An 11227-nucleotide genomic window follows, 5' to 3' on the forward strand; every position below is an offset into this window, starting at 1 on the left:
CGGGGCGGGCACCGGGCAGGGCTCCGAGACCGATACGCTGCGGCTATGCACGCGACCTCGTACACATACGATTCCGAGACCCGCTGCGGGAGTGTGCTGCTGGACGACGGCACCCCGGTGGAGTTCGACGGTGCGGCCTTCGACGCCGGCGGCCTGCGGATGCTCCGGGTGGGGCAGCGCGTGCGGATCGAGACGGAGGGCGAGGGCGCGTCCCTGCGCATCACGTTGGTGACGCTCCAGACGTTCTGAGCCCCGGGCGCCGGGCGTTGCGTGCCCTTCGAGCCGCCGGGACCCGAGGCCGCCGGGCTCCGAACTCCGTGGCGCACCGCCGGCTCCCGGGTGCGCTGCCGGCTCCGAGGCGCACCGGCTTGGGTTCCTCGGCACCGCCGCGTACGTCCATGCCCCCGTACAACGCCGCGGGCCGGGCTCCCCGAGGGGAGGCCCGGCCCGACGCGTGTGGCCCTGTGCCGCTCTGTCCTACTTCTTCCTGGCGGCGGTCTTCTTCGCGGTGGCGGTGCGCGCGGTCGCCTTCCTCGCGGGCGCCTTCTTGGCGGTGGCCTTCTTGGCCGGCGCGGTCTTCTTCGCTGTGGCCTTCTTGGCCGTACCGGTGGCCTTCTTCGCCGCCGATGTCTTCTTGGCCGTGGTCTTCTTGGCGGCCGTGGTCTTCTTGACCGCGGTCTTCCTCGCCGCCGTGGTCTTCTTCGCCGCCGTCTTCTTGGCGGTGGTGGCCTTCTTGGCGGTGGCCTTCTTGGCCGCGGCCTTGGCGGTCGTACGGGTGGAAGATCCGCCCGAGAGGCTGCCCTTGGGGGCCTTCTTGACGGCCACGTCGTTCTTGGGGAGCTTCTTCGAGCCGCTGACCAGGTCCTTGAAACCCTGGCCCGCGCGGAAGCGCGGCACCGAGGTCTTCTTGACCCGTACGCGCTCACCCGTCTGCGGGTTGCGGGCGTAACGGGCCGGGCGGTCGACCTTCTCGAACGAGCCGAAGCCGGTGACCGAGACCCGGTCGCCGGCGACCACTGCACGGACGATCGCGTCGAGTACCGCGTCGACCGCGTCCGCGGCCTGCTGTCGGCCTCCGACCTTGTCGGCAATCGCTTCTACGAGCTGCGCCTTGTTCACGTCTTCCCCTTCGGAGACATTGCCAGAACGAAAGTGTTCAAGCTTTTTCGCACGTTAGGCAGATATATACCGCAAATCAAACACGAAACGGGCTAATCACCCTAGTGCCGCAACGAAGTCGACCTGGCTGAGAACCGCCCTGGTCAGTCGCCTTCTGGAAAACGACCCTCGTCCAGGTCCTTCATCAAGCGGTCCAGTCGCCTTGCCGCATCCGGCAGATCGTGCTTCGCCGCGGCCGTGATGACCAGCAGCTTCCTGGAGAGTGCCATCCTTACGCCCTCCGGGACTTGCAGTCCACGCACTCGTGTGTGCGCTTCTTTCAGTTGTTCGGCGACTAACCCATAGAGCTTGAGTTGGCTGTCGCGTTCCATGCACCGATTGTGCCATCTGGGGCGAGTTGTCGCCCGACGGGGGCTCAACAAGCAACTGCACCCCCTGCCCGGAGGCAGGGGGTGCAGTTGGGTAAAAGCGCTGATCAGGCGGTAATTGTGCGCGGTTTGAAGGCCGGCCGGGAGGCCTCGTACGCGGCGATGTCGGCTTCGTTCTGAAGGGTGAGGCTGATGTCGTCGAGCCCGTTCAGCAACCGCCAGCGGGCGTTCTCGTCAAGTTCGAAATCAGCCGTAAGCGCTGCTCCGTCGGGGGCGATCGCCCGGACCTGGCGCTTCTCCAGGTCCACGGTGATCTCGGCCTTGGGGTCACTCTCCGCGATCTTCCAGAGGGTGTCCACGACCGGCTGCTCCAGAACCACGGTCAGCAGACCGTTCTTGAGCGAGTTGCCGCGGAAGATGTCGGCGAACCGGGAGGAGATGACGGCCTTGAAACCGAAGTTCTGGAGGGCCCAGACGGCGTGTTCACGGGAGGATCCGGTGCCGAAGTCGGGACCGGCGACGAGCACCGTGGCGCCCGTGTACTCGGGCTGGTTGAGGACGAACGACGGGTCCTTGCGCCAGGCCTCGAACAGGCCGTCCTCGAACCCGTCGCGGGTGACCTTCTTGAGCCAGTGGGCCGGGATGATCTGGTCCGTGTCGACGTTGCTGCGGCGCAGCGGTACCGCACGGCCGGTGTGGGTGGTGAAGGCTTCCATGGTTATCGCGCTCCAGCGGGCGTACGGGCGCCGGCATCGGCGTCGGACAGATCGGCGGGCGAGGCCAGATGGCCCAGCACGGCGGTGGCGGCGGCGACCTGGGGAGAGACGAGGTGGGTACGGCCGCCCTTGCCCTGCCTGCCCTCGAAGTTGCGGTTGGAGGTGGACGCGGAGCGCTCACCGGGCGCGAGTTGGTCGGGGTTCATGCCCAGGCACATCGAGCAGCCCGCGTGCCGCCATTCGGCGCCCGCGCCGGTGAAGACCTTGTCCAGGCCCTCCGCGACGGCCTGGAGCGAGACCCGTACCGAACCGGGAACGACCAGCATCCGTACGCCGTCGGCGACTTTGCGGCCGTCCAGGATCGAGGCGGCCGAGCGCAGGTCCTCGATACGGCCGTTGGTGCAGGAGCCTACGAAGACGGTGTCGACCTTGATGTCGCGCAGCGCCTGCCCTGCGGTCAACCCCATGTATTCCAGGGCCTTTTCGGCGGCGTAGCGCTCCGAAGCGTCCTCGTACGAAGCCGGGTCGGGGACGTTCGCGGAGAGCGGGGCGCCCTGGCCGGGGTTGGTTCCCCAGGTGACGAACGGGGCCAGTTCCGCGGCGTCGATGAAGACCTCGGCGTCGAAGACCGCGTCGTCGTCGGTGCGCAGCGTCTTCCAGTACGCGACCGCCGCGTCCCAGTCCTCGGCCGCCGGGGCGTGGTCGCGGCCCTGGAGGTAGGCGAAGGTGGTCGCGTCCGGGGCGATCATGCCCGCCCTGGCGCCGGCCTCGATGGACATGTTGCAGATGGTCATCCGGGCTTCCATCGAGAGCTTCTCGATGGCGGAGCCCCGGTATTCGAGGATGTAGCCCTGGCCGCCGCCGGTGCCGATCCTGGCGATGACGGCGAGGATCAGGTCCTTGGCGGTGACGTCGTCGGCCAGGTCGCCCTCGACCGTGATGGCCATGGTCTTGGGGCGGGACAGCGGCAGCGTCTGGGTGGCCAGCACGTGCTCGACCTGGCTGGTGCCGATACCGAACGCCAGGGCGCCGAAAGCGCCGTGGGTGGAGGTGTGGCTGTCGCCGCAGACCACGGTGGTGCCGGGCTGGGTCAGTCCCAACTGCGGGCCCACGACATGGACGACGCCCTGCTCGACGTCGCCCAGCGGGTGCAGACGCACGCCGAAATCGGCGCAGTTCTTGCGCAGCGTCTCCAACTGGACACGGGAGACCGGGTCCGCGATGGGCTTGTCGATGTCGAGGGTCGGGGTGTTGTGGTCCTCGGTAGCGATGGTGAGGTCGAGCCGCCGGACCGGCCGGTCGCTCTTACGGAGGCCGTCGAAGGCCTGGGGACTGGTCACCTCGTGCAGCAGGTGCAGATCGATGAAGAGGAGGTCGGGCTCGCCCTCTGCGCGCCGGACGACATGGTCGTCCCAGACCTTCTCCGCGAGTGTCCTACCCATCGCTTTCCCTCCGACCGGCCTTGTGCGGGCCGGCGCTCCTAGAGATATGTGGGCCTCGCCCGTTCCCCCACGTGCCGGACGACGGCTGGGGCCCCGTTGGTCCTCGGGCCCGTACATACAGGTTGGCAAGTTCCCTGGGAAATTGAACTTGCGTTTCACAGAGTGAGACGCGAGTATCGTTTCATGGACAACTCTAGCGGCGTCGGCGTTCTCGACAAGGCTGCTCTGGTATTGAGCGCCCTGGAGTCCGGTCCGGCCACCCTCGCCGGGCTGGTCGCGGCGACCGGGCTCGCACGGCCCACGGCCCATCGACTGGCCGTGGCACTGGAACACCACAGGATGGTGGCGAGGGACATGCAGGGCCGGTTCATCCTCGGCCCGCGGCTGGCCGAGCTGGCCGCCGCGGCCGGTGAGGACCGCCTGCTGGCCACGGCCGGACCGGTACTCACCCATCTCCGGGACCTGACCGGCGAGAGCGCGCAGCTCTACCGCCGGCAGGGTGACATGCGGATATGTGTAGCGGCGGCGGAGCGGCTCTCGGGCCTGCGGGACACGGTCCCGGTCGGTTCCACCCTGACCATGAAGGCGGGCTCCTCGGCCCAGATCCTGATGGCCTGGGAGGAGCCGGAGCGGCTGCACCGCGGTCTTCAGGGGGCGCGGTTCACGGCGACGGCCCTCTCGGGCGTACGGCGCAGGGGCTGGGCCCAGTCGATCGGCGAGCGGGAGCCGGGCGTCGCCTCGGTCTCGGCGCCGGTACGGGGACCCTCGAACCGCGTGGTCGCGGCCGTCTCGGTATCCGGACCGATCGAGCGGCTCACACGGCATCCGGGCCGTATGCACGCACAGGCGGTGATCGACGCGGCGGGGCGGCTGAGCGAGGCCCTGCGCCGCACCGGCTGATCCCTTCCACGGTCACCGCCCCCCTCTGCGACCTCCACTCCCCCTCTTGGCTTCACCTTCCTCACCTGGCCTTTTCTCACCTGGCCCGCCCCATCTGCCCGTCAGTACCGGTAGGCCGCTCCAACGCCGCAGCGGCCACACCGGTACCGGGACCCGCGTTATGAGGCCAGCCGGTCCGCCGCACGCTCCCCGCGGCTGCCCACCGGCGCGACCCCGGTGGCCTCTCCGAGGCCGAACTCCGGCATGTTGATGTACACGCTCTCGTACGAGCCCGCCGGCACGACATACGTCTCGTGCCAGAACCCCACCTTGCCCCGGCCGGCCCGCAGCCGGCGGTTGAAGGCCGCCCAGGCGGGGCGGTGCTCCTGGTCCGGCGCGGACGCGTAGGCGAGGAGCTTCTCCTTCGAGCTCCAGTACTGGACGACGTACACCAGCCTCGGCCCGCCCAGCAGAATCCGGGCCCCGATCAGCCCGCTCCCCTTGTCCCGCGACAGCTCTTTCAGCATGCGCGGCATCGCCCGCGCCACGGGCCACCAGCTGCGCGGCGCACGGAACTTGTTGATGCGCATCCCGATCAGGAAGACGGTCGTCTCCCCGTCGGCGCGTGCGGTCATCCGCCCCTCGATCGGCTTCGCACTCATGACGGTCACTCCTCCCGGACCAAGGCCCCCACACACTGGATAGCGTCACTATCCATGCTTGGATAGTGACACTCTCCAAGGGAAGGTGCAACCGGAATGCGCATGGCGGAGCTCAGCGAACGCAGCGGGATCACCACCGCCACGATCAAGTACTACCTGCGCGAGGGGCTCCTGCGGCCCGGCCGCCGGATCAGCGCCACCCAGGCCGAGTACGACGAGGAGCATCTGCGCCGGCTCCGGCTGGTCCGGGCGCTGATCCAGGTGGGCCGGATGCCGGTGGCGACCGCGCGGGAGGTGCTCGTGGCGGTGGAGGACGAGTCGCTCGACCGCCATACGCGCCTGGGCGCGGCACTCTGGGCACTGCCGGACGGCTCTTCGGGCGCGGGCGGATCGGACGCGGATGCCGCGCACGAGGCGGCACAACTCCGCGTGGAAGACCTGCTGGAGCGGCTCGACTGGACCTTCGCGCGCGAAAGGAGGGACGAATCCCCCGCGTACCGCATGCTCGTCCGCGCCGTCGCCGGCCTGTCGGTGACCGGCTATCCGTGCACGGTCGAGGATTTGCTGGCGTACGCGCGCCCCGCCGCCGAACTCAGCGTCGTGGACCTGGACATGGTGGAGCGGTACGAGCCGGGGAGTGAACAGGTCGAGGCGGCGGTGGCGTTGACCGTGCTGTACGAACCGGTGCTGCTCAGCCTTCGCCGACTGGCGGAGACCGAGGAGTCCAACAGGCGCTTCGGCAGCGGGGATTGAGGCCTGGGAATAAGAAGTGGCCCTCCCCTTGAGGGGAGGGCCACTTCTCGTACGTACCCCCGACCGGATTCGAACCGGCGCTACCGCCTTGAGAGGGCGGCGTGCTAGGCCGCTACACAACGGGGGCCTTGCAGTGAACCTGCGCTGGGCTACCAGGACTCGAACCTAGAACAACGGAACCAGAAACCGCCGTGTTGCCAATTACACCATAGCCCATGGTATAGACCAGTACCCCCGACCGGATTCGAACCGGCGCTACCGCCTTGAGAGGGCGGCGTGCTAGGCCGCTACACAACGGGGGCCCTAGCGATCCTGCATCGACGTGTCCAGGTGCGACCCGAAGACGTCGGAGAGAAGGATCTGTACCCCCGACCGGATTCGAACCGGCGCTACTGCCGTGAGAGGGCAGCGTGCTAGGCCGCTACACAACGGGGGCGTTGCAGAAAGATCTGCGCTGGGCTACCAGGACTCGAACCTAGACTAACGGAACCAGAAACCGTCGTGCTGCCAATTACACCATAGCCCACCAAAACTCAACCCCCGTAAGGGGGTTTGTTTGGCTTGCGCCTTCCGCCGGACCTTTTCGGGCCTCTTTGGGCGGCGCAGGAAGAACATTACCCGATCGCGGACAGCGCTCCAAAACGAGTATCCCCACGCAGCAGGGCGGGAAGCTGCCCGAGATCGGTGATCCGCACCAGTTCCGGACGGCCACCGAGCCCGCCCCGGTCCAGCCAGATCCCGGCGAGCCCCGCGGCCGCGGCGCCACCTGCGTCGATGTCCGGTTCATTGCCCACGTACGCCACTTCTCCCGGCTCCAGGGCCAGCGCGTCGCAGGCGGCCAGGAAGGCGGCGGCGTCGGGCTTGGCGACCCCCAGCTCGGCGGAGCACAGGACGGCTTCGAAGTGCTCGCGCACGCCCAGGACACGCAGTTTGCGGTCCTGGTTCAGGAGGCTCGCATTCGACAGAACGGCCTGCCGGTAGTCGGTGGCCAGCAAGTCCAGCACGGCGAGACTGTCGGGAAACAGCTTCCAGGCGGCCTCGTAGTGAACAACATGCTGCTCGAACCAGGCCTCCGCCTCGGCATCACCGAGCGCCAGCCCGAGAAAGTCCCGGACCCGCTCGCGCCGCTGCCCCGGAAAGTCCGTCTCCCCGGCGACGAACCGCGCCCAGTGCAGATCGGCGAGCTCGCGCCAGCGGCCGAGGGCCTGATCGACGGAGCTGAACGAGCCCGGCAGTCCCACACCGGCGAGATGCCTCCGCATGCCGGCACGGTCCGCGCCGGTGTGATCGAAGAGGGTGTCGTCGATGTCCCAGAGCACGGCGCGGATCGGCATACGACGACGGTATCGCGCGGCTCCGACGGCACTCATGGCTTACCGGCACGTTCACGGCTTGCCGATGTCGACCGCCCACACGCCCGTGCCGTCATAGGCATCCGGGGCCGCCGTCAGCACCTGCCCCTCGAACGCGCCCGAAACCGCGGCGAACACCGCATGCGCGGAACGCCAGTCGGCACCTGCCGCCGTGATCTCCTCAACCGCCGCCGACGCGGCGAAATCGAGTGGCAGGAACTCCAGGCCGGGCAACGCGCCTACGTGGACGGCGACTCCCGGGAGCTCAAGACCCGCCGCGACCAGGCAGAGCGCGGGGACATGCGCTCGCTGCGCCGGATCGTCGACCTCGACGACGGCGATGCCGGACAGCAGTCGGTGACCGCGGCACAGGGCGAGCACCGCCGTGTGATCGAGGATGATCACCTGCGGTCCCCGACCTGGCCCGCGGTGATGGCGGCTCGCCACAGCGCGGCCTCACGCACATCGTCGTCACTGAGGTCCGGCCGCAGATTGCTCCGCACATAGGAGACGGCACGGGCGGTGCGCTCGGCCCGCTCGGCTTCGGTGGGCCTCGCGGCGATCAGCCGCTCGACGTAGGCGCGGGTGCTGATGCCCCGCTCCTCGGCAAGTTGCCGCAGCCGGTCCCGCGCCTCTTCGGTGATCTTTATCGTCGTATCCGCCATGCCGACAGAATACTTCTGAATACCGAGGGGTGCGGGTGCGACCGCGAGGCCCGGCAGCCGGGCAGCATGCGCGAAGGGCCCGGAGACCGTGACGGTCTCCGGGCCTTTTCCTACGTGTAATGCCCGCTCAGGCCGTCAGCTTCGCCAGGGTCGCGTCGATGCGGGACAGCGTGCGCTCGCGGCCCAGGAGTTCCAGGGACTCGAAGAGCGGCAGGCCGACCGTGCGGCCCGTGACCGCTACACGGACCGGGGCCTGGGCCTTGCCGAGTTTGAGGCCGTGCTCCTCGCCCGCCGCGAGGACCGCGTTCTTGAGGGACTCCGCGTCCCAGTCCGCCTCGGCGATCTTCGTACGGGCGGTGGCCAGCAGGGCGTCCGCGCCCGGCTTCATCGCCTTCGCCCAGGACGCCTCGTCCGCCACCGGCTCGTCGAGGAAGAGGAAGTCGACATTGGCGGTGATGTCGGAGAGCACCGTGACCCGGGTCTGGGCCAGCGGGGCCAGTGCCTCGAAGGCGGCGGCGTCGAAGGACTCCGGCGCCCAGGGTGCGTGCGGGGCCTTCAGCCAGGGGCCGCAGGCCTCGATGAATGTCTTCACGTCCAGCTGCCGGATGTGGTCGGCGTTGATCGCCTCGGCCTTCTTCAGGTCGAAGCGCGCCGGGTTGGCGTTGACATCGGCGATGTCGAATGCCTCGACCATCTCCGCCATGGAGAAGATGTCGCGGTCGGCGGAGAGGGACCAGCCCAGCAGCGAGAGGTAGTTGAGCAGCCCCTCGGGCAGGAACCCGCGCTCACGGTAGAGGTTGAGGGACGCCTGCGGGTCGCGCTTGGAGAGCTTCTTGTTGCCCTCGCCCATGACGTACGGAAGGTGCCCGAACAGCGGGACGTCCTTGGCGATGCCCAGCTCGATCAGCGCCTTGTAGAGCGCGACCTGGCGCGGGGTGGAGGAGAGCAGGTCCTCACCGCGCAGGACGTGCGTGATGCCCATCAGCGCGTCGTCGAGCGGGTTGACGAGCGTGTAGAGCGGGGCTCCGTTGGCGCGGACGATGCCGTAGTCCGGGACGTTCTCCGGGGTGAAGGTCAGTTCGCCGCGGACCAGGTCCGTGAAGGTGATCGGCTCGTCGGGCATCCGGAAGCGGACGATGGAGCTGCGGCCCTCGGCCTCGTACGCCGCCTTCTCTTCCGCCGTCAGGTCACGGCAGTGGCCGTCGTACCCGGAGGGCCTGCCCGCGGCGCGCGCGGCCTCGCGGCGGGCGTCCAGCTCCTCGGTGGTGCAGTAGCAGGGGTACGCGTGACCGGCCGCCAGGAGCTTGTCCGCCGTGTCGCGGTAGAGATCCATCCGCTGCGACTGGCGGTACGGCGCGTGCGGGCCGCCCACTTCGGGGCCCTCGTCCCAGTCGAGCCCCAGCCAGCGCAGCGAGTCGAGCAGCTGCTCGTACGACTCCTCGGAGTCGCGGGCGGCGTCGGTGTCCTCGATACGCAGGACGAGGGTGCCGCCGGTGTGGCGCGCGAACGCCCAGTTGAACAGGGCGGTGCGGACCAGACCCACATGGGGGTTGCCGGTCGGCGAGGGACAGAAACGAACACGCACGGGTGCGTTAGCCACGCTTGATCACCTTGTTGGTGAGAGTGCCGATGCCTTCGATGGTGACGGCGACCTCGTCGCCGGCACTGAGGGGGCCGACCCCGGCGGGGGTGCCCGTGAGGATGACGTCGCCCGGGAGCAGCGTCATGGCCTCGGTGATGTGGACGACCAGGTCCTCGATGGAGCGGACCATCTCGCTCGTACGGCCGAGTTGGCGCTGTTGGCCGTTGACGGTGCACTGGATGGTGACGTCGGAGGGGTCGAGTTCGGTCTCCACCCAGGGGCCCAGCGGACACGAGGTGTCGAAGCCCTTGGCGCGGGCCCACTGCTTCTCGCGCTTCTGGACGTCGCGGGCGGTGACGTCATTGGCGCAGGTGTAGCCGAAGATGACGTCCTTGACGCGCTCGCGCGGGACCTCGCGGCACATCCGGCCGATGACGACGGCCAGTTCGGCCTCGTAGTGGACCTCGTCCGAGAAGGAGGGGTACTCGATCGCGTCGCCGGAGCCGATCACCGAGGTGGTGGGCTTGAAGAAGGCCACCGGGGCCTCGGGGACCGCGTTGCCCAGTTCCGCCGCGTGTTCCGCGTAGTTGCGGCCGATGCCCACGACCTTGTTGGGGAGCACGGGCGGGAGCAGCCGGACCTTGCTCAGCGGGACCTTGGTGCCGGAGAGCTCGAAGTCGGCGTACGGAATGCCCTTGATGATGTCGAGGACGAGGCCGGCGGGGTCGCCGGTGCCTTCGCCCTCGACCGCGCCGAAGGCGACATTGCCGTCGATGGAGAATCTGGCGATGCGCACGGGATGCTGTCGCCCCTCACTTGCTGGCTGGTCTGGAGACTGACGCTCCAGGCTAACGCGCGGTGAGAACGGCCCGGCGCGTGGTTTGCCGACCGTGAACACCGCTGAGCGCGGCCGGGCTCCACGGAGAGCCGCCGGGCGACCGCGCGGAAGGCTGCCGGTGCACCCCGCGTGAACGCGAAGCGACCGCCTCACGTATGGAAGCGCGGGCGGTCGCGAGCGGATCACGGAGACGGATCCGGCGGAGCGGGGCGGAGGCGGAGCCGGGTGCAGCGGCACACGAGCGGGAGTGGAGCGGGGCGCGGGCGGGAGAAGCGGCGCGTCCGCGGACCCGGCGGGCGCGGGAACCTACTGCGCGACAGGCGCGTCCATCAGAGTCGTACGGCGGGGATTGGCGGTCCGGTTCGGCAGGGTGACGGGGTGCTCCGGCTGTTCCCTGGGGGCCAGCTCCTCGGCGTCCTCGAGGTGCGCCAGTGTGGTGCGCCGGGGGTTGGCGGTGTTGCGGAACATCATCGTCGTCTTCATCTGTGTTTTCAGACCTTGTCGGGTGAACGGGCGCCGGGGCGCCGCTTGTCGGATGGGCCGTCCCTGTAAAGCGTCAGGCTAAACATCCGATTCCCCGCCACACCGGGGATCGATCGGCGATCACCCTGTGAGTTTGCTCACGAATCGACGGTCATTTCACCCATATCAGACAGGTGTGCGCACCCATCGAAACGGACATTGCGTTACTGAACGTTACATTCCGCTGTTGATCATCAGGACTGGGACACCCCCCACCCGTAAGTGGCTCGTCAATAAAAGTCCCGTTTCCTCCGCCAAGCCTTTCTACCGCTTGTGATGCGGCGCTCACGCCGTGTCATACGGGTCACAGGTCACCCCATGGCCCTTGT

At 68.6% G+C, this 11227-nt stretch carries 14 protein-coding genes and 5 tRNA genes; 3 read left to right on the forward strand and 16 right to left on the reverse strand.

Translation table 11 applies throughout. The annotated features are described in order from the left end of the window. Positions 1–45 precede the first annotated feature (45 nt). Entirely contained in the window at positions 46–249 is a 204-nt protein-coding gene (locus ACIOJD_RS00720) for a hypothetical protein (RefSeq protein WP_401907503.1), read from the forward strand. A 228-nt stretch (positions 250–477) separates the two neighbouring features. Here ACIOJD_RS00720 and ACIOJD_RS00725 read toward each other — a convergent pair whose 3' ends face one another. The 4 genes from ACIOJD_RS00725 to leuC all read right to left on the reverse strand — a co-directional run bounded on the left by ACIOJD_RS00725 (position 478) and on the right by leuC (position 3645). Next, a complete protein-coding gene (locus ACIOJD_RS00725; RefSeq protein WP_401907504.1) occupies positions 478–1119 on the reverse strand; it encodes an HU family DNA-binding protein in 642 nt (213 codons plus the stop codon). Between the two features lie 143 nt (positions 1120–1262). After that, positions 1263–1490 carry a hypothetical protein gene (locus ACIOJD_RS00730; protein WP_401888668.1) on the reverse strand — a complete coding sequence of 76 codons (228 nt, stop codon included), beginning with the start codon at positions 1488–1490 and terminating at the stop codon, positions 1263–1265. Between the two features lie 104 nt (positions 1491–1594). Further along, complete coding sequence (gene leuD / locus ACIOJD_RS00735) at positions 1595–2203, reverse strand: 3-isopropylmalate dehydratase small subunit (protein ID WP_401907505.1); 609 nt, start codon at positions 2201–2203, stop codon at positions 1595–1597. 2 nt (positions 2204–2205) lie between these two features. Continuing rightward, complete coding sequence (gene leuC / locus ACIOJD_RS00740; protein ID WP_401907507.1) at positions 2206–3645, reverse strand: 3-isopropylmalate dehydratase large subunit; 1440 nt, start codon at positions 3643–3645, stop codon at positions 2206–2208. A 183-nt stretch (positions 3646–3828) separates the two neighbouring features. Here leuC and ndgR point away from each other — a divergent pair, with 183 nt between their 5' ends. Next, positions 3829–4545: an IclR family transcriptional regulator NdgR gene (gene ndgR / locus ACIOJD_RS00745; protein WP_006383662.1), complete on the forward strand. Its 717-nt coding sequence runs from the start codon at positions 3829–3831 to the stop codon at positions 4543–4545. A 158-nt stretch (positions 4546–4703) separates the two neighbouring features. Here the strand turns inward: ndgR and ACIOJD_RS00750 are convergent, their stop codons facing one another. After that, complete coding sequence (locus tag ACIOJD_RS00750) at positions 4704–5186, reverse strand: DUF4188 domain-containing protein (protein WP_401907508.1); 483 nt, start codon at positions 5184–5186, stop codon at positions 4704–4706. Positions 5187–5282: 96 nt separating this feature from the next. Here ACIOJD_RS00750 and ACIOJD_RS00755 point away from each other — a divergent pair, with 96 nt between their 5' ends. Next, complete coding sequence (locus ACIOJD_RS00755) at positions 5283–5939, forward strand: MerR family transcriptional regulator (protein ID WP_401907509.1); 657 nt, start codon at positions 5283–5285, stop codon at positions 5937–5939. A gap of 54 nt (positions 5940–5993) precedes the next feature. Here the strand turns inward: ACIOJD_RS00755 and ACIOJD_RS00760 are convergent. The 11 genes from ACIOJD_RS00760 to ACIOJD_RS00810 form a co-directional block, all read right to left on the reverse strand. Further along, positions 5994–6066: transfer RNA gene (locus tag ACIOJD_RS00760), tRNA-Glu, on the reverse strand. 17 nt (positions 6067–6083) lie between these two features. After that, a tRNA-Gln gene (locus ACIOJD_RS00765) sits at positions 6084–6155 on the reverse strand. Between the two features lie 13 nt (positions 6156–6168). Continuing rightward, positions 6169–6241, reverse strand: a tRNA-Glu gene (locus ACIOJD_RS00770). Positions 6242–6302: 61 nt separating this feature from the next. Further along, positions 6303–6375 (reverse strand) — tRNA-Glu (locus ACIOJD_RS00775). A gap of 18 nt (positions 6376–6393) precedes the next feature. Then, positions 6394–6465 (reverse strand) — tRNA-Gln (locus tag ACIOJD_RS00780). Positions 6466–6553: 88 nt separating this feature from the next. Beyond that, a complete protein-coding gene (locus tag ACIOJD_RS00785) occupies positions 6554–7273 on the reverse strand; it encodes an HAD family hydrolase (protein ID WP_401907511.1) in 720 nt (239 codons plus the stop codon). A 51-nt stretch (positions 7274–7324) separates the two neighbouring features. Beyond that, entirely contained in the window at positions 7325–7696 is a 372-nt protein-coding gene (locus ACIOJD_RS00790) for a hypothetical protein (protein WP_401907513.1), read from the reverse strand. Beyond that, positions 7693–7956, reverse strand: a complete 264-nt coding sequence (locus ACIOJD_RS00795) for a hypothetical protein (RefSeq protein ID WP_401907514.1) — start codon at positions 7954–7956, stop codon at positions 7693–7695. The genes ACIOJD_RS00790 and ACIOJD_RS00795 overlap by 4 nt, the downstream gene beginning before the upstream one ends. 127 nt (positions 7957–8083) lie before the next feature. Beyond that, the gene (gltX, locus tag ACIOJD_RS00800) at positions 8084–9556 is read right to left on the reverse strand and encodes a glutamate--tRNA ligase (protein WP_401907515.1); all 1473 of its coding nucleotides are present in this window, start codon (positions 9554–9556) and stop codon (positions 8084–8086) included. Next, positions 9549–10334, reverse strand: a complete 786-nt coding sequence (locus ACIOJD_RS00805) for a fumarylacetoacetate hydrolase family protein (RefSeq protein WP_401907516.1) — start codon at positions 10332–10334, stop codon at positions 9549–9551. The genes gltX and ACIOJD_RS00805 overlap by 8 nt, the downstream gene beginning before the upstream one ends. A gap of 348 nt (positions 10335–10682) precedes the next feature. Then, a complete protein-coding gene (locus tag ACIOJD_RS00810) occupies positions 10683–10859 on the reverse strand; it encodes a hypothetical protein (RefSeq protein ID WP_401907518.1) in 177 nt (58 codons plus the stop codon). Between the last annotated feature and the right edge of the window lie 368 nt (positions 10860–11227).

This window comes from Streptomyces sp. NPDC088116 (assembly GCF_044741745.1).
GTDB lineage: Bacteria > Actinomycetota > Actinomycetes > Streptomycetales > Streptomycetaceae > Streptomyces.